Source organism: Hyphomonas sp. (assembly GCF_017792385.1).
Lineage (GTDB): Bacteria > Pseudomonadota > Alphaproteobacteria > Caulobacterales > Hyphomonadaceae > Hyphomonas.
The window spans coordinates 1,716,181-1,733,459 of the sequence record NZ_CP051230.1 but is presented as its reverse complement, the minus strand read 5'-3'; the positions used below and the strand labels follow the sequence as shown (position 1 = coordinate 1,733,459).

Sequence of the window (17,279 nt, the reverse complement as noted above, 5' to 3'; positions counted from 1 at the left end):
GGCCCGTCGCATGCCTGTCAGGCTGGTCCGGCGCGTCCGGACCAGTCCTGTCAGGAGCGCGACTCCACGATGGCCCGAAGCGCGGCCACTTCCTTGCGCATTTCCTGAATGGCATTCAGCACCGCTGCCCGCTCCTTCTCGGCAGAGACCATCTCCCCTTCCAGTTCCTCTTCCAGTTCGTCCAGCCCCTCCTCGATGATGGCCTGCTGCTCGGCGGCAAGCGAGTCCACGATCAGAGCGATGAACAGGTTGAGAATGGCGAAGCTGGCGATGAAGATGAAGATCAGGAAAAACAGCCAGGCAAACGGGTTGCCGTCATCGATCACCTTCTGGACGACCTCGAACCGCCAACCATCCATCGTCATCACCTGAAAAAGGGAATAGGCCGACCGTGGCAGATCGCCGAACAGTTCGGTGACTTCCTCATTTTCCGTATTGCCATACATGTTGGTCGCCATCACGGCGGCGACATAGGTGATCAGGGCGAGCACGGCGAAGATCGCCCCCATGCCGGGCAGCGCCTTCATCAGCGCTTCGGTGATCCGCCGCATCATCGGCACAACGTGCAGCAGGCGCAGCACCCGCAGGACCCGCAAGGCCCGCAGCACGCCGAACGGAGTCGAGCCGGGCACGAGCGAGATGCCGATCACGATGAAATCGAACCAGTTCCAGCCAGACCTGAAGAACTGGAACCGGTAGACGAGCAGCTTCAGGAAGATCTCGACCACGAACAGATAGGTGATCGCCTGGTCCAGACTCTCCAGCGCGATGACCAGATTCAGCGGCAGGGTCTCGCGATAGGTCAGCACGCCAAGCACGATGGCGTTGATGATGATCAGCCAGATAATGAGACTTCGCACCCAAGGACGTTCAATGAACCGCTCCAGCGCGAAATTGTGCGTGTCCGTGTCCAGTGTTGCGCGTTTCATGATGAATCCGGCGTCCCCCGTCTGTCATTCGGCCAAGCGCGGTTTTGCCCGGATCGCCGCCGAAAGCCAAGGCTTCACACCATTGCCGACAGGCCTCAATCCGCTGACGTCGTGGTATCTGAAACGATCAGCCAGTCACCTTCGATCTTGCGCAGGACGAGTGTGTAGAGGCCGGACGGATTTTCCCCTGCCACATCCAGCATCCAGCGGCCATGAGCGATCGCGGCATCCTCCGACACGACATTGATTTCGTACTCCGATGTCACCAGCGTGCCCATCTTCTCCGGCGTGTCATAGCGCGTTTCATAGCGTTCCAGAGTCGCATCCCAGCCGCGGGCAATGGTGCCGCCGGAGGCGAAGCGCAATTCCGGCGAGCGCCAGTACCCCGCCATGAAGCCCGGAATGTCACCGCGATTCCAGGCCGCGTCCTGGGCTTCGAGCATGGCGGTGATGGCTGCCGCTTCCCCCGCTTCGTCGAGAGCGGCAGGCCCGCCAGCGGGCGTCGTGGTACATGCGGCCAACATGAATGCCGTCAATGCGGCCGGGATCAGGGCTTTCATAGGCGTTCCTCCTGCCGGGGCAGACTAAACGCGTTCCGTTGTCTTGGCCAAGTGGGCCTGACGCACCCATTCAATGGCGCTGAGCACGACGGCAATGCCGCCCAGCCAGAAAGTCATGATGAAGACATGATAGAATCCGCGCGTTTCCATCAGTTCTCCCAGCCAGGGCTTGCCAAGTGTGCCGATCAGCATGGTGAGCGATGCCAGGAGTGCGTATTGCACAGCAGCGAAGCGCGGATTCACGACGCTGGTCAGATAGGCCGTCACCGCCACGAGCGCGAGACCGCCGGCAATATTCTCGGCGAAGATGGTCACCATCAGGCGCGCCATGCGCTGGCCCTGATCCGGGGGAATGACAATGTCCTTCGGCTGGATTTCCGCCGCCCAGTTGGCGAAGGCCACGAGCGGCACATCCAGATGCGTGACGGCCAGGAAGGCGTCGACATGCGCGCCGCCGACGGCAAGGTCTGCATAGAGGAGATTGGTCACGGCGGCGAGAATGCCGCCGACAAAGAAGACCGGCATGCGCCCGACCACGGTGATGGCAATCACACCGACGAGGGACCCGAGAATGGTGGCAATGACCCCGAAGAATTTTGACGCAATGGCGACATCATCCGGGCTGTGGCCGAGGGCGCCGAAATTCTGGCCCATATAGAAGGCATAGGCAAAGCTGCCCCACACTGCGTCGGTAAACCTGTAGGTCAGGGCCAAAGCGAGCACGAGGATCACGCCCCAGCGCAGGCGGTAGATCAGGTCCATCAGCGGATCGAAAATCGCGCGGAACAGCGTGTTTGTCAGCGCGTCGCCCGGCTTGTGCGGCACCTCTGCGAGGTCGACCATGCGCGCCTCGGCCTTCTGCGAAAACAGGAGATAGGCCGCCACCAGCGCCGGAACCAGCACAGTCAACGCGACAATGACCGGCCCCTGATGGCTGACGAATGTGTGTCCTTTCACGCCTGTATCAAGGATCAGCGACCCGACGACGAAGTTTCCGATCATCAGGAAGGCGGCGAGCCAGCAGAGCGACACGAAGGCGATGGCGCCGCGCGCGAGGTTTCCTGGAATGGCCGGCTGGAAACTCGGCCGCTCGCGGCGGCCGGTCACCGATTCCTCGGTCTCCGGCTCCGGCGCCAGAAGGCTGCCGACGACGCTGAGCAGCATGAAGGCTGCGAGCATGATGTAGACGGCCACCCAGCCGATGCGCGCCGCCATCATGAGGGCCACGAAGCCGCTGATCAGACCGCCAAACTTGTATCCGAACTGGTAGAGGGCAGACATCAGGTCCTTGTCTTCTTCCGAACGGGCCACCTCGATCCGCCAGGCATCGAGCACAATGTCGTGTGTGGGCGAAAGAATGGTGATCGCAAAGGCGATGACCGCCACGACACCGATGTTCTGGGCCGGATTCGAGAAGGCGAGCACGGCGAGCAGGACCGCGATCAGGATCTGCAACAGGACCAGCCAGGACCGGCGCCCGCCGAGCCGGAACAAAGGAATGTCCCGCGCGCGCTGGAAGGCCGGGGCCCAGAGATATTTGAAGGCATAGCCGATCGTGGCAAGGGACAGGGCCCCGATGACCGCAGGACCGACATTCTCCTCGGTCAGCCAGGCGGTCAGGACTCCCAGCACGGCCCCGTAGGGCAGGCTGGCCGCGAATGACAAAAGCAGCATTGCCGCCATGCGGCGGTCCTTCAACGCCTTGAGGGCGCGAATGACCCGCGAGGGCTGGCGCCCGCCATCCGCTTCGGTCGTGACAGCCTCGGTCATGCAGCGCCTTCCTGCTGCGCCGGACGGCTCGTCCACTGGATTGCCAGCGTGCGCAGGGCCTCGGCATCAAGCGGTTTGGCTGCAACGCCGCTGGCGCCTGCAGACCGGGCCTGTCGCTCGATATTGGCATTCATCTCTGCGGAGATGGCGATCATCGGCACGTCAGAACCATGCTGGCGAATGCGGCGCATGGCCTCGAACCCGTCCATGACGGGCATGCGAAGGTCCATGAGGATCAGGGCGGGATTCATCTGGGTGGCGGTCTCCACGGCTTCGCTTCCTGTGGACGCCACAGTGACGGTAAAACCCGCCGATTCCAAGGCGCGCCGTGCGATCAAAGCGTTCACCGGGTTATCATCGGCGATCAGCACATGCCCTGCCCCGGTCTTTTGTTCAGGCTCGTCGACCGGCTGGGCCCCGGCACGCACCATGAAGACCCGCTCGGCAATCGAGGAGGCTCGCAGCGGGCGGACCAGCCAGCCATCGCATCCGAGGCCGCGGAAGCGCTCGATCGCGCCGCGATCCTCCGGCCGCAGCACCACCAGGGACGGGCGCTGCCCGGCAAAGACCCGCACGAGGCGTTCCCGCAAATCCGCGCCAATCAGCAAGACGTCAACATCAACCGGCACATATTCCGAGGCAGGATTGAGCATGATGGCACGAGCCTCAGCCCCGATCAGCGCATTGGCCGCCGCCAGTGTTGTCGCCGCCGGAAGGCCGACCAGGCCCACCGTCATGTCAAGCCGCGGCAGGTCGTGCGTAGACGGCATATCCGCCCGCTGCAGCGGAAGCCGGACGATAAAGGCCGTGCCCAGACCGGGCGCCCCGTCAATCTCGACCCGTCCGCCCAGCAATTCGGTCAGCCGTTTGACAATGGCGAGCCCCAGACCGACCCCGCCATCCTTGTAGGCGTCCTGAGTGGCGGTTTGGGTAAAGGCGCTGAACAGTTTGCGCCGGTCAGCTTCTGCAATGCCCGGCCCCGTATCGATGACCCGGAATTCCAGCCCGTCCCCGAGATCCGAGATATCCAGCAGAACCGAGCCCTGCCGCGTGAATTTCAGCGCATTGCCAACCAGGTTGAACAGAATCTGCCGGATCCGGCCGGCATCGCCGACATAGGTCGGCATGGGCAAAGGCCGGGCCCGGACGGCCAGGTCCAGACCGGCCGCATGGGCCCGGGGGCTGAGCAGTTCAATGACTTCCCGGCCGAGCCGGATCGGACAGAAATGCTCTGATTCAATGTCCACCGCGGACGCATCCAGGCGGGCATAGTCCAGCACATTGTTCAACAGGTCGAGCAGCCGCGAGCCGCTCATGCGAATGGCTTCGGCATATTCGCGCTGTGCCGGGGCCAGATCGGTTTCCAGCAACAGCGAGACCGTGCCGAGAATCCCGTTCAGCGGCGTGCGAATTTCATGGCTGGCGGTGGCCAGGAAAGTATCTTCCGGCTTGCCGGCCTGTGCGGGGGGCTTTGGCGTATCTGTCATCGGGCATCAGCCATACCCCAAAGCCTTTAGGATTGGTTTAACCGACCAAACCGCCCTGTGCCGCGCCAGCAACAGCACCGGCCCCGCCGGGAGGGCGGTGCCGGTAGGAAAGCGCTTCGGCCACATGCACCCGGCGTACGGCCTCTGCGCCTTCAAGATCCGCAATGGTTCGCGAGACCTTGAGCACCCGGCTATAGCCCCGCGCCGTCAATTGCAGACGGGTCGCCGCATCCGCCAGCAAGGCTGCCCCGGCCTCGTCCGGCGCGGCAGATGTCTCCAGTTCCGGCAGAGGCGTATCGGCATTCACGGGCCGGCAGGTATCACTGGCCAGGTGTGCCAGACGCTCTGTCTGGATATCCCGGGCGCGGGCCACGCGCTGACGCACCTCCTCCGATCCTTCTTGTGGCGGCGGCAAGGCCAGGTCGACCGCCGTCACTGGCGGCGTGTCGTAATAAAGATCGATCCGGTCGAGAAACGGGCCAGACAGGCGGGCCTGGTATTGCTGGGCACAGCGCGGACCGCGCTGGCACGCAGCCGCGCCCGGCCCCCCGCCGCAGCGACAGGGATTCATGGCGGCAATCAGCTGGAACCGGGCGGGATAGCGAACATGACGGTTGGCCCTTGAAACGACCGCCTCCCCCGCCTCGAGCGGCTGGCGGAGACTGTCCAGCACGGTCGCGGGGAATTCAGGCAACTCGTCAAGAAACAGGACGCCGTGATGGGCCAGAGACACTTCACCGGGCCGTGCCTTGATGCCGCCTCCGACCAGGGCTGCCATCGAGGCCGAATGGTGCGGCGCCCGGAACGGCCGGCGCCGAGACAGGCGGCCACGCTCCAGCAGTCCGGCGACGGACTGGATCTGCGAGACTTCCAGCAACTCCCGGGCAGACAGGGGCGGCAGAATGCCGGGCAGTCGCTGGGCCAGCATGGACTTGCCAGACCCCGGCGGCCCGCAGAACAGGAGGTTGTGACCGCCCGCCGCCGCAATCTCGAGTGCCCGCTTGGCCCCTTCCTGTCCTTTCACGTCGCGCAAATCCGGCCCGGCAGGCGGCGTGGCGAGTTCACCAGGCTGTGGCGGCGCGATCATGGCCCGCCCGGTAAAATGGTTGATCAGGGCGATCAGGCCGGATGCTCCGATGACGCTGCCCCCGGCCCAGGCTGCTTCTGACCCGCAAATCTGTGGACAGATGAGTTGAAGATCCATGGCTTCCGCCGCCATCGCCGCCGGCAGCACACCGATGGTTTCACCAAGAGAGCCGTCCAGGGAGAGTTCGCCAATCGCCGCATAGGATTCGAGCTGATCCGGTGGGATGACCCCGATCATGGCCAGTATGGCCAGCGCGATGGCGAGGTCATAATGGCTGCCTTCCTTGGGCAGGTCGGCCGGGGCCAGATTCACGATGACCCGCTTCGGTGGCAGGGCAAGCCCGAGCGACACGAAGGCCGCGCGAACCCGTTCGCGGCTTTCTGCAACCGCCTTGTCCGGCAGGCCGACCACATGAAAGGCCGGTTGACCGCCAGCCATCTGGACCTGCACATCGACCGGCTGCGCCTCTACCCCTTCAAACGCGAATGTTGTTACCCGGCAAACCATCAGCACCCCTCTTGCGCAGGAAGAAAGGGTTAACAGATGGTGCAGAACAAATAAAGAACCAATGCGCCAATAAGTGGAATTATTTTCATCTAGGCGGGATTCATCACGGCGCCGAGCGCCTCATCAAGCACATCCAGACCCGCGCCCTTGCGAACCGCTTTCTCCGAAAGGGTCCGCCGCCACTGCCGGGCGCCGGGCCGCCCATTGAACAGGCCCAGCATGTGGCGGGTCATGCCATGCAGGCCCACACCCTCCTTCAGGCGGTCCGCCATATATGGCCGGTAGGCTTCAATGGCTTCGAACGGCGAGACCGGTCCCCCTTCCCCGAACAGGCGCGCATCGACGTCGCCGAGCAGGGCCGGCGTCTGATAGGCGGCGCGCCCCAGCATCATTCCGTCAAACGTGGTCAGATGGGACTGGCAGGCGTCGAGCGTGGTGATGCCGCCATTGAGCACGATGGTAAGGTCTGGCCGGGCCACCTTCAGGCGCGCCACAAGATCATAATCCAGAGGCGGGATGTCCCGGTTCTCCTTCGGGCTGAGCCCCTTGAGCCAGGCCTTGCGCGCATGCACGGTAAACACATTGCACCCGGCGGCGCTGACCGTCTCGACAAAGTTGAACAGGGTTTCCTCTGCCGGCAGATCGTCAATGGCGATACGGCATTTCACCGTAACCGGGATCGACACCCTGGCCTGCATCGCGCTGACGCAATCGGCCACTTCCCGGGGCCGGGCCATGAGACATGCACCAAACGCCCCGGACTGGACCCGGTCGGACGGGCATCCGCAATTGATGTTCACTTCATCATAGCCGAACTGTTCGGCTATGGCGGCCGCCTCGGCAAGCTTGGCAGGCTCGTTGCCGCCCAGTTGCAGGACAATCGGATGCTCGGCGTCCGCATAGCCGATCAGGCGGTCACGATCGCCATGGATCACCGCATCCGCCGTCACCATTTCCGACCAGAGCAGCGCCCGCTTCGACAGGCAGCGATGAAACATGCGGCAGTGCCGGTCCGTCCAGTCCATCATAGGGGCAACCGAAAATCTATAGACTTGATTTTTCATGCTTTTTTCAGTAGTTTCTGAGGACTAAAACAAGAACGTGTGCACTTTTTTGGATGAATTTGCACACGATTGTACCGGTTTTGATCTGTCACTGCACACGGAGCGCACACGAAATGGCGTCGATCACGAAACTTCCCTCCGGCAGCTGGCGGGCTCAAGTCAGACGAAATGGACGCTATGTCTCTAAGACCTTCAAGCGGCGCCGCGATGCGGATGAATGGACGGTCGATATGGAGCGCCGCATTGATCGCGGCGAAAGCGTTTCCAAATCCCGTCCCAAGCATCTCAATACCCTCATCGACCTCGTCGATCTGCACATTGCAGACATGCATGAGTCCCGAAAGCCCCTGCGCCGCTCGAAGTCCTACTCGCTGAACAAGCTGAAGCAAGACATTGGCCACACGAGGATCAATCAGATTGACCGTGAAACTATCGTAGAATTCGGCCGCATGCGCGCGGCTGAAGGGGCCGGACCCGCGACGATCGCCATGGATATCTCCTACCTGAAGACGATTATGCTACACGCCAAAGCCGTGCATGGCGTCCACACGCCTGTCGAAGAAGTGAAGCTTGCCCGTATCGCTCTCAATCGGCTTGGCCTGATCGGCAAGAGCAAGGAGCGTGACCGGCGGCCAACCCAAGAAGAACTCGATCAGCTTTTCGCCTTCTTCGACGCCAATGACCGCTACTGGGCGCCCATGACAAGGATCATCCAGTTCGCAATCGCGACAGCCATGCGCCAATCAGAAATCTGCAAGATCGAATGGGACGATGTCGACATGCGCCGACGTATCGTGACCGTTAGGGATCGAAAGGATCCTCGGCAGAAGGATGGCAATCACCAGGAGGTCCCGCTTGTCGGCCTTACCGGGTATGATGCCTGGGCGCTGATAAACGACCAGCGCAGAGCCAGCAACTCGACGGGGCGCGTTTTCCCACACAATCCCCGAACCATCGGCACCGCGTTCCGCCGTGCCTGCATCGATCTCGGCATCGAAGACCTGCACTTCCATGACCTTCGCCACGAAGGCACGAGCCGCCTGTTCGAGGCAGGTCTCAAAATCCAGCAAGTGGCATTGGTCACGGGACACAAGGACTGGAAGATGCTCAAGCGCTACACACACCTGAACGCGGCTTCTATCGTCGCTTTAGCTTCTGGCGGATGAGTAAGTCCGTTTATCCCACATAATCCAAACCGGACGATTTGTGGGATAATCAAAATCAATTCAGCGATCTAGACGTCATCCTCCAAGGGAAGCCCAATCCTCGTGGTAACCGAACCCTCATTGGCCAGCTTCGACGCCACCTGCTCAATAAAATAATCAAACCGTCTCTGCCCAAGCGCCTGGGCCGCATCCCGCTCGCCCTCCGGCAAGGGATCAGTCCGGCACAGCCAGTAGAAAACGAAATGGGCGAGCGTCTCCATGGTGAGCGCCACATCCCGCTCGATCGCGCCCTGGCGCAGGTCGAACGCATCCAGCCGCGACAGCAAGCGGCTTTCCAGATCCTTGTCCTTATCAGGGAAAAGATACTGTTCCAGCGCAGCTTCCAAAATGGCCGTCTTGGTCACGCCGGGGCTTTCTGCCGCCCGGCAGAGTGCATCGTACAATTTCGTAGATAGGCGGAGATTGGCGCGAGGTTTCGACATGATCAGAAATCCGGCAATAAGTCCTGGTCGCCGCGATCCATTGCCGCCGCCCGGCGGGCGAGATCCATTGGTTTGCGCTCTTCGGGTACTGCTGCCTCATCCTCAACCTCACCCACCTCCAAGTCCGGCTTACATTCCGGCACCAGCGGCAGTTCAGGCTGAAGCGCTGGATCGCGCCCGTCCATGTCACCAGTCTCCGCCTGGTGCCGGTCACGGTCGCCGCCTTCTGACGACCCCGCCTCCTCGACGAGACCCTCAACACGCTCAAGAGCGGGCAGCACACGCCGGGTAAAGTTCCGGTCCGCATAGTAGCGAAGCTTCTGCGCTTTCAGTGGCGGGCGCCCCGATACAAGCACCAGCTCCTCCGACGGAGACAGCTGCATCACCTCGCCGGGCGTCAGGAGCGGTCGGCTCGTTTCCTGATGCGACATCATCATGTGCGAGAGCCAAGGCGCGAGCCTGTGGCCGGCATAATTCTTCTGGGCGCGCAGTTCCGTCGCTGTTCCGAGTGCCTCTGACACACGCTTGGCGGTGCGCTCATCATTCGTCGCGAACGCCACCCGGACATGACAATTGTCGAGGATAGAATTGTTCGGACCATAGGCCTTCTCAATCTGGTTGAGCGACTGGGCAATGAGAAAGGCCCTGATGCCATAGCCCGCCATGAAGGCGAGCGCCTGCTCGAAGAAATCCAGCCGCCCCAGCGCCGGAAATTCGTCCAGCATCAGCAGGAGTTTCCGCCTACCCTGCCCCGGCAGCTCTTCGGTGAGCCGCCGCGCAATCTGGTTCAGCACCAGCCGCATCAGCGGTTTGGTCCGCGACAGATCGGATGGCGGACAGGCGAGATACAAAGACACAGGCCGGTCACCAGCGACAAGATCCCCGATGACCCAGTCACTCCCACCGGTCACCCGAGCCACCACAGGATCGCGATAAAGCTCCAGGAAGCTCAATGCCGTCGAGAGCACACCGGAGCGCTCATTCTCTGACTTGTTCAGAAGAGAGCGCGCCGTCTCGGCCACCGTGGGATGCACTGTCTTCCCGAGGTGGCGCATATTCATCATCAGGGTGAGCGTCGCCTCGAACCGCCGGCGCGGGTCCGCCAGGAACCGCGCGCACCCTGCAAGCGTCTTGTCAGGTTCGGCATAGAGAACATGCAGGATGGTCCCGACCAGCAAAGCATGGCCCGTCTTTTCCCAGTGATTGCGCCGCTCGAGGCTACCTTCCGGATCGACCAGGATATCGGCAATGTTCTGGACATCGCGCACCTCGTTTGGCCCAAGCCGGACATCCGCCAATGGATTGTAACGCGGCGAGCCGGCATCGGTCGGATCGAACCGGATGCACCGACTGAATGAAGAGCGCCAGCCGGATGTCAGCTCCCAGTTCTCTCCCTTGATGTCATGAATGACGCAGCTGTCGGTCCAGGAGAGCAACGTCGGCACAACCAGCCCCACGCCCTTGCCAGACCGCGTCGGCGCAAAGGCCATGACATGGTCCGGACCATCGTGGCGTAGATATCGCCCCTTCCAGCGTCCGAGGAACACCCCGCGACGAGACAAAAGGCCAGCCACTTTCAAATCCCCAAGCCTCGCCCATCGCGCAGACCCATAGGTCGTGACATTCTGGTCATAGCGGCTTCGCCACACAGAGCCCGCCACCGCCACGGCAATTCCGAGCACCCCGCCGCTTACAGCAATCAGCCCTGCCCGGTTGAACACATCCGGCGCATAGGCCTCATAGGCATACCACCACTGGAAAATGCGCCACGGCAAATAGACCGGCCATCCCGACCAGACAAACCAGGGCTCGCCCAGAGCCGGCTGGTAGCCAAGTTCGCCCGCCGCCCACTGCGTGGCCACCCAGCACGCCCCAAGCACGCACGCAAACACTACAACAATCTGTCCAAAAAGTATCTTGGTGGGCGACAAAGCTGGCTCCCGAAGCTTCGAGAGATAACTTACTCGGGTTAGTTGGTGCGATCAGTCCAATCGTCGGCCAAATTCGACAAGCAGGAGCAAAGTCGGCGCGGCCGAACAACCTCGACAGCAGACGTTAGCGGCGCGGCAGGCCGACCTCCGTACCGAACATTGGACGAAAAGTTCGCCTCCCCCTGAAAGAGATGCCCGAAGCTTTCTTGCGTCGAATAGCACATACAATTCAAAGATTTATCGTCAAAAAAACCCTCAGCCGGCGGGAGCAGTATTTCGACTATTGCGAATATTTCGAATATCGACTATTTAGAGAGCTGTTATACCGAAGAGAGGAAGACCGCACAGAAGAAGGCGGGTTCACCGAACAAGGAGAAGCCCATGACCACCCCAGGTGCCTATGCGTTTGAGTTGGGAGACACCATTCCAACAGAGGATATGCGAACCTCAGCAGCACACCTGCGCGAGATTCTATTAACACACGAAGCAGAGCCGATTACCGTCGTTGATGATAAGCGAGAACGACAAACCCTTGTGCTTGCACCAGCTCTTTCAAAGTTGCTGCGCGATATCCTTGCTCATATCGAGCGCGGAGAAGGCGTCACCTTTGTGCCAAACTCGAAATTGCTCACAACACAACAGGCTGCGGATATCCTGAATGTTTCTCGGCCGTTTCTCATAAAGTTGCTCCAAGAGAAAAAGTTACCGTTCACGAAGACCGGGCGACACCGGCGCATTGAAGCGAGAGATGTGTTCGCATTTAAACGAGAACGCGATGCGCAGCGACAACGCCAGCTCGATGACATCATCGGTATGGATCAGGATCTCTACTAAGCATCATGTTTGCCAACCGCTACACCGCTCTCATTGATGCCAACGTGCTGGTAAGCGCGCCGAAGCGCGATCTGATCTTCACGTTGGCGCAGGCGGAAATGTATCGGTTTCGTTGGAGCGAGCGCATTTTGAAGGAAACCGAGGCCGCTCTGGCCTTGGTTTTCAACAAGCATGGAAAACCCAATGCCGAAGATCGCGCGAAAGCATCGTGCGGCGGGATGCGATCCTTGTTCCCGGAAGCCATGATCGACGCGGATTTTAGCGCAACGCCTGCCTACCCCGGGCTTCCCGATGCCAACGATCACCATGTCGTACACGCCGCTATTCTCTGCAAGGCATCCATGATCGTCACAGAAAACCTGGCTGATTTTCCGAGCGAGGCCCTCCAGCCCTTCGAACTGGAAGCGAAGTCAGCGGACAGTTTCATCGCGGATGCAATCGATCTAGACCAGATTCGCACCGCTGAAGCGGTAAAGCAGCTTCGGACCCGTCTGCGAAATCCCGCTTACAGCGCTGAAGAGCTTCTGGATACGTGGGAGCAACGCCATGGGCTGACCGAAACCGTCGCACTTTTGCGGCCCTATCAGGGGTTGATTTGACCATGGAAAAGCCCGCTGACGAATTCCGCACCAGTCCTGTCCCCGTGCTTCAAGCGGTCAACCAAACAGACGGCACGAGATACTATCGACCGGCTCCAATAGAAGCAGCTATCCAGGTGGCGAAAGAGCTTTCGCGGGAAACTGTGTTGGCCAGGGCTAAAATCCGAAACACCGATGCGCCCGGATACGTTCCCTCGGAAGTGTTGGTGCATCTACTTCGAGCAAGTACGGACGACAAGTCGGACACGTTTTTCGATGCGCTGTATCAACTGATCATTCAGCGCATCGAGGCCTTGTGCCCCGTGCCTAGTCGACGCACGCAGGATGGCGGCGACAGTGCAGCTTCAACTGCGTTATTCGTCCGAGAAACCGTGGTGGGCCAAGTCAACGAGTACATCGCAAGAGATCGAGAAGGCTATTGCGAAAAACTCGATTTTTTTGAAGTCCGGTTCAACCAAGCCATCGCCCGTCGCAGATCTACCGCGAAGCGTACAATTGCCCGGAGAGAGGCGCGTACAGATTCGATGGACGCGCCAAGCCTTTCGAGAGGGATGGACGAGAAGTTTGAGAGAGCGTTGGCGGCGGCTTATCAAGCGCGAAGTGCCAAAGCTGACACTGATTTTTTCCGGTTTAAGGTCGCACCGGCGATTGATCAACTCCCGGAGAAGGAACGTATCGTGATCAATCTCATGCTCCAAGGTATTCAATCAGAGACCAAAGACCTCACTAAGCCCTCGATCTCAAAGATGTTGGGATTAACGGACAGAGCGGTCCGTTATCGGCATTCCAGTGCGATCAAAAAGCTAAAAGCACTCATCGCCGATCAGGGTGCGTCATGAAGCGCGGCGTCGCCCTCGAAGACGTGTTGGATGCTTTTTCTATGGAAGAAGACGTATCGACCCAAACCCTAGAACGATACCTGCGCGTCTATCCGCAATATGTGGAAGCGCTGTCCGATCTGTTCCATGAGCTCAACCTCGTCAGGTTCGAGGCTGAAGCCACGAGTGACGCGGAGGTCAAGGCTGCATTCCAAGACTTTGAAACCGATGCGGTTGGAGATAGGGGCCAGGACGAAGAGTCACTTTTTTCCAAGGATAGTATAAAGCGAGCGGCGAAGAATCTGGGAGTCAGCAGAGCGTTCTTGGCAGGCTTCAGGGATCGCCTCGTTATTGCTGCGACCGTACCTCCACGCATTTTGAAGCAGCTCGCAAAGGCTCTTGGCCAATCCGAGAAGACACTTGAGACCTATCTGCGAGGAGAGGCATCGATCGGAACGGCAGTCGCTTTCAAGTCTGATGGACAACCGCGGCCCCCAGACCAGATATCTTTTGAGGCCTATCTGAAAAGCTTTCCAGACGAGGCGGATCAGCTGGCCAGACTGATGGATTCTGATGGACGCGATTGAGGCCACGCGACAGCGCGCCGCGTCTCTTTTTTGCGAAGCCGTGGCGGCTGGCGCGCCGGAAAATGATCTGTTCGAACGAGTAGTCTGGGAGGCTCGCCGCCGCGACCTGGAAGTCAAGAGTTTTCCTAAAGGTCACGACATGCTGCGAGGCGGTCGCGCGTTGTTTGACGCCGATGCGGATCTCATATTGCACGAGGAAACCGGATCGCGATTTGAGGACGCATTTCTCATCGCACACGAGATTGCCCATCATGTCTTTGGTGGCCTCGTCCGATCTGTCCCAACCGTTGAGGTCGACCCTATGCGGCAAGCTGGCGGGTCAACGCGCTCTGAGGGCCATGTCGTCGACTATCATCGACGAGATCGGCGCGAAGTCCAAATGGACATGTTTGCGCGTGAGTTTCTTCTCCCTCGGTTTGTCGTTCGCAAAATGCACTTGGAAGACGGCTTGAGCGCACCTGACATCGCGGCGAGGTTCGACGCGCCTGTGGAGATAGTTACCGTTCAGCTGTTCGATGGGCTTTTTCTGCCTGAGGTAACGCAACGAGATCAACCTGTGCAGGCGCCCAAGCCGCTCAATCCGGAACAAGCAAGTGCCGCAAGTCATACCGGTGCGGCTTTCTTGCTTGAGGCCGGACCAGGCACAGGGAAAACCCAAACCCTGGTCGGACGCGTCTTGGCCCTCAGGGATCGAGGCGTTGACCCAGAAAGCATCCTTGTCCTGACCTTTTCAAACAAGGCGGCTGGGGAAATGCTGGACAGGATCACGGGCCGCTGGCCCGAAGCCGCTGGAACGCTTTGGGCCGGGACATTTCATTCGTTTGGATATGATCTCATCAAGAGGTTTCACAAGAAGCTCGGATTGGGCGGTGAACCGCGCCTGATCGATCAGGCCGAAGCCGTTGCCTTGCTCGAAGACGAATTCCCTCGATTGGACCTCCATCATTTCAAGGATGTATGGGATCCGACACAAACGATCCGCGATCTGCTGAGCGCGATCTCACGAGCGAATGATGAAGTGATTAGCCCGGATGAGTTCATGCACCTGGCTGAAAAGATGTTGGCCGAAGCCCCGGGTACTGAAGCCTGTGAGCGAGCACAGAAAACCTTGGAGTGCGCCAAGGTATACGCAGCCTACACAGCGCTAAAAAAGGAGCGCGATGTCTTGGATTTCGGCGACCTCGTCCAACTCCCTGTCCGGTTGCTTGAGGCGCATGAGGATGTCAGGGCGTATCTTGCAGACCGATACGCGCACATACTTGTTGACGAGTATCAGGATGTGAACCGGGCAAGCGTCCGTCTGCTCAAGGGGTTGAAGCCGGCCGGAGAAGGTTTGTGGGTCGTTGGAGATCCAAAGCAGTCGATCTACAGATTCCGGGGCGCGTCGTCATTGAATGTGTCACGTTTCAGCGCCGATTTCCCGGGTGCCAAGATAGGTCAACTCTCTAGAAACTATCGCTCATCGACTGAAATCTGCGTGACCGTAAAGTCGTTCGCTACGGCGCAAATGGGCGCTGCCGGTGAGCGGTTTGAGTTTGTTGCTCAGCGAGACACATTTGGCACAAAACCTGTTTTCAGTCTCGCAGCCTCGAAAGACCATGAGATTGATCTAATCGCACAGCAGATTGCGGCTGACCTTGAAAAGGGCATCTCGCTGCGCGACCAAGCTGTGCTCTGCAAAGGTAACGATAGACTTGCAGAGATTGCCAAGGGTCTTGCCGCCCGAGGTGTCTCCATCCTGTATCTCGGGCCTCTTTTCGACCGTCCCGAAGTGAAAGACATGCTTTCGCTCCTGTCGCTGGTCGTCGACCCCCTTGCGATGGGGATTGTGAGAGCGGCCCAATTGCCGGAATTCCAGATGCCCCTTGGGGATGTTGATCGCATCCTAGACCATTTGAAGCAGGCCGACCAACCAGGCCCGCTTCACTGGTCCCGGATCCAACCGTCCGAGCTCGGGCTAAGTGATCATGGTCTAAGCGGTTTTACAGCGCTTCAAAAGGTGTTTGCCGAGTTTTGTCCCGATGCCAGTGCGTGGGATGTTCTCCGCGAGCTACTTTTCGAACACACGAGCTACGGTGCTCGCCTCGCCTTTGGTTTGCTCCAGGGGCAACCAAATCCAGCCATAGCGATCTGGCAGTTGCAGAATTTCATTCGCGCAGTGCGCCCCGGCGGCAAAGGTTTTCCGATCAAGCGGCTTCTGGACCACATATGCCGACTGGTGGCCCTGTCGGATGAAAGAGACCTTCGCGAGCTTCCCCCAGCTGCGAGCGAAATTGACGCGGTTCGCATGATGACCATACACGCGAGCAAGGGTTTGGAATTCGGATCTGTCCATTTGCCGAGCCTTGCAAACGGCGTGTTGCCCCGCGCATTTCAGACCAGCAAAGCGCCGCCTTTGCCTGACGGCATGATTGAGGCGTTCGATGGGACGATCACGCAGTACATGGCGGATGGACACAAAGAAGAGCAGGCGTGCATATTCTTTGTCGCGCTGTCTCGAGCGGAGAGCAGACTGTGGCTCTATTCGCCTGGATTCCAAGGCCCAAACCGTAGGCGATCACCCTCACCATACATCGACCAACTCGAAGGCATCGAACACGTCGATTTGAGCGGCAATGCATCGCGAACAGAAAGCAATGAGACGCCAAGCGCGTTGCCAGTGCGTTTTGACGATCACATTCAAATGAGCCTCAGTCAGTTGGGCTTGTTTGAACGTTGCCCCCGACGGTTTTTCTACACTCACGTGTTGCGCATTGGCGGTCGACGCCGGGAAACGCCGTTCATGCAAATGCATAACGCGGTCCAAGAAGTGGTAAGCGAGATCAACGCCATCACTGATGGTCCAATAGACTACGAAACCGCAATGACCATGCTTGATGCAGCTTGGAAAGACAGCGGCCCCATAGATCATGGGTATGCGGCGGACTACAAAAGAATTGCTATCGGCTTAGTGGAAACCCTGCTCAACCTTAGATCTGGTCACCAGGTACAGACCGGTGCACCTATTCACTATGATATGGGTGGGCTCACAGTCGTTGTAACGGCTGATGCGAGTGAGATCTCCCCAACTGGCCAGAAGCGCTTGCGGCGCGTGAGGACCGGCAAATCATCAAAGTCAGTGGGTGAGGGATTGGAAGCCGCGGTTTTCCAATCTGTCGCTGCTCGAGAAGGCGTCGATGCCGAGATTGTCTTTCTTGCGAATGCCGACGTGGTGCCCCTGGAGATGACGACACGCAAGCTCAGCAATAGGCTTGAGGCGCTCAAAGGCTTTGGCGAATCTATTGCCTCCGGACAATTTCCACCAAGGCCTGGGCGGACCTGTCCGCAGTGTCCGGCCTTTTTCATCTGCGGTGAGCTCCCGACGGGTGAGCTCAAGAGAAAAAATCTGAACTGACTTTTCCGGTTCTTCCGCGCTGCGGCGATTGACCCAGTGACAGGGCGCCAATCCCGGCGCTCTC

Annotated in this window: 14 protein-coding genes; 6 read left to right on the top strand and 8 right to left on the bottom strand. The window is 59.6% G+C overall.

The window, feature by feature from the left end:
* Positions 1 to 50: 50 nt before the first annotated feature.
* The 6 genes from HF955_RS08665 to dusA all read right to left on the bottom strand — a co-directional run bounded on the left by HF955_RS08665 (position 51) and on the right by dusA (position 7,404).
* On the bottom strand, positions 51 to 929 hold the full coding sequence (locus HF955_RS08665; RefSeq protein WP_291079147.1) for an ion transporter: 879 nt from the start codon (positions 927 to 929) through the stop codon (positions 51 to 53).
* A 95-nt stretch (positions 930 to 1,024) separates the two neighbouring features.
* On the bottom strand, positions 1,025 to 1,489 hold the full coding sequence (locus tag HF955_RS08660; RefSeq protein ID WP_291079146.1) for a nuclear transport factor 2 family protein: 465 nt from the start codon (positions 1,487 to 1,489) through the stop codon (positions 1,025 to 1,027).
* A 24-nt stretch (positions 1,490 to 1,513) separates the two neighbouring features.
* Positions 1,514 to 3,259, bottom strand: coding sequence for an MFS transporter (locus tag HF955_RS08655; protein ID WP_291079145.1), 1,746 nt, complete (start codon positions 3,257 to 3,259; stop codon positions 1,514 to 1,516).
* Entirely contained in the window at positions 3,256 to 4,746 is a 1,491-nt protein-coding gene (locus tag HF955_RS08650; protein ID WP_291079144.1) for an ATP-binding protein, read from the bottom strand. Before HF955_RS08650 ends, HF955_RS08655 begins: the two co-directional genes overlap by 4 nt.
* Positions 4,747 to 4,783: 37 nt before the next feature.
* Complete coding sequence (locus tag HF955_RS08645; RefSeq protein WP_291079143.1) at positions 4,784 to 6,340, bottom strand: YifB family Mg chelatase-like AAA ATPase; 1,557 nt, start codon at positions 6,338 to 6,340, stop codon at positions 4,784 to 4,786.
* Positions 6,341 to 6,429: 89 nt separating this feature from the next.
* A complete protein-coding gene (gene dusA, locus HF955_RS08640) occupies positions 6,430 to 7,404 on the bottom strand; it encodes a tRNA dihydrouridine(20/20a) synthase DusA (protein ID WP_291079142.1) in 975 nt (324 codons plus the stop codon).
* A 113-nt stretch (positions 7,405 to 7,517) separates the two neighbouring features.
* On the opposite strand from dusA, the gene HF955_RS08635 reads away from it, so the two are divergent.
* On the top strand, positions 7,518 to 8,570 hold the full coding sequence (locus HF955_RS08635) for a site-specific integrase (RefSeq protein WP_291079141.1): 1,053 nt from the start codon (positions 7,518 to 7,520) through the stop codon (positions 8,568 to 8,570).
* 68 nt (positions 8,571 to 8,638) lie between these two features.
* Here HF955_RS08635 and HF955_RS08630 read toward each other — a convergent pair whose 3' ends face one another.
* Together HF955_RS08630 and HF955_RS08625 are read right to left on the bottom strand one after the other, a co-directional pair.
* Positions 8,639 to 8,974 carry a hypothetical protein gene (locus HF955_RS08630; protein ID WP_291079140.1) on the bottom strand — a complete coding sequence of 112 codons (336 nt, stop codon included), beginning with the start codon at positions 8,972 to 8,974 and terminating at the stop codon, positions 8,639 to 8,641.
* An 80-nt stretch (positions 8,975 to 9,054) separates the two neighbouring features.
* Positions 9,055 to 10,983 (bottom strand): conjugal transfer protein TraG, encoded by a 1,929-nt coding sequence (locus tag HF955_RS08625; RefSeq protein ID WP_291079139.1) that lies wholly within the window; start codon positions 10,981 to 10,983, stop codon positions 9,055 to 9,057.
* Between the two features lie 381 nt (positions 10,984 to 11,364).
* Here HF955_RS08625 and HF955_RS08620 point away from each other — a divergent pair, with 381 nt between their 5' ends.
* Genes HF955_RS08620 through HF955_RS08600 form a run of 5 tightly spaced genes read left to right on the top strand, consistent with a single transcriptional unit; the run spans position 11,365 to position 17,215 of the window.
* Positions 11,365 to 11,817 (top strand): helix-turn-helix domain-containing protein, encoded by a 453-nt coding sequence (locus HF955_RS08620; RefSeq protein WP_291079138.1) that lies wholly within the window; start codon positions 11,365 to 11,367, stop codon positions 11,815 to 11,817.
* A gap of 5 nt (positions 11,818 to 11,822) precedes the next feature.
* Entirely contained in the window at positions 11,823 to 12,416 is a 594-nt protein-coding gene (locus HF955_RS08615) for a PIN domain-containing protein (RefSeq protein WP_291079137.1), read from the top strand.
* Between the two features lie 2 nt (positions 12,417 to 12,418).
* Positions 12,419 to 13,255, top strand: coding sequence for a sigma factor-like helix-turn-helix DNA-binding protein (locus HF955_RS08610; protein ID WP_291079136.1), 837 nt, complete (start codon positions 12,419 to 12,421; stop codon positions 13,253 to 13,255).
* Positions 13,252 to 13,821 carry a hypothetical protein gene (locus HF955_RS08605; protein ID WP_291079135.1) on the top strand — a complete coding sequence of 190 codons (570 nt, stop codon included), beginning with the start codon at positions 13,252 to 13,254 and terminating at the stop codon, positions 13,819 to 13,821. The genes HF955_RS08610 and HF955_RS08605 overlap by 4 nt, the downstream gene beginning before the upstream one ends.
* Entirely contained in the window at positions 13,808 to 17,215 is a 3,408-nt protein-coding gene (locus HF955_RS08600; protein ID WP_291079134.1) for an ATP-dependent helicase, read from the top strand. Before HF955_RS08605 ends, HF955_RS08600 begins: the two co-directional genes overlap by 14 nt.
* Positions 17,216 to 17,279 lie beyond the last annotated feature (64 nt).

Bases quoted from the DNA above. Each gene is read 5' to 3' on its own strand.
- HF955_RS08665 (WP_291079147.1), bottom strand. From the start codon at position 929: ATGAAACGCGCAACACTGGACACGGACACGCACAATTTCGCGCTGGAG.
- HF955_RS08660 (WP_291079146.1), bottom strand. From the start codon at position 1,489: ATGAAAGCCCTGATCCCGGCCGCATTGACGGCATTCATGTTGGCCGCA.
- HF955_RS08655 (WP_291079145.1), bottom strand. From the start codon at position 3,259: ATGACCGAGGCTGTCACGACCGAAGCGGATGGCGGGCGCCAGCCCTCG.
- HF955_RS08650 (WP_291079144.1), bottom strand. From the start codon at position 4,746: ATGACAGATACGCCAAAGCCCCCCGCACAGGCCGGCAAGCCGGAAGAT.
- HF955_RS08645 (WP_291079143.1), bottom strand. From the start codon at position 6,340: ATGGTTTGCCGGGTAACAACATTCGCGTTTGAAGGGGTAGAGGCGCAG.
- dusA (WP_291079142.1), bottom strand. From the start codon at position 7,404: ATGAAAAATCAAGTCTATAGATTTTCGGTTGCCCCTATGATGGACTGG.
- HF955_RS08635 (WP_291079141.1), top strand. From the start codon at position 7,518: ATGGCGTCGATCACGAAACTTCCCTCCGGCAGCTGGCGGGCTCAAGTC.
- HF955_RS08620 (WP_291079138.1), top strand. From the start codon at position 11,365: ATGACCACCCCAGGTGCCTATGCGTTTGAGTTGGGAGACACCATTCCA.
- HF955_RS08615 (WP_291079137.1), top strand. From the start codon at position 11,823: ATGTTTGCCAACCGCTACACCGCTCTCATTGATGCCAACGTGCTGGTA.
- HF955_RS08610 (WP_291079136.1), top strand. From the start codon at position 12,419: ATGGAAAAGCCCGCTGACGAATTCCGCACCAGTCCTGTCCCCGTGCTT.
- HF955_RS08605 (WP_291079135.1), top strand. From the start codon at position 13,252: ATGAAGCGCGGCGTCGCCCTCGAAGACGTGTTGGATGCTTTTTCTATG.
- HF955_RS08600 (WP_291079134.1), top strand. From the start codon at position 13,808: ATGGACGCGATTGAGGCCACGCGACAGCGCGCCGCGTCTCTTTTTTGC.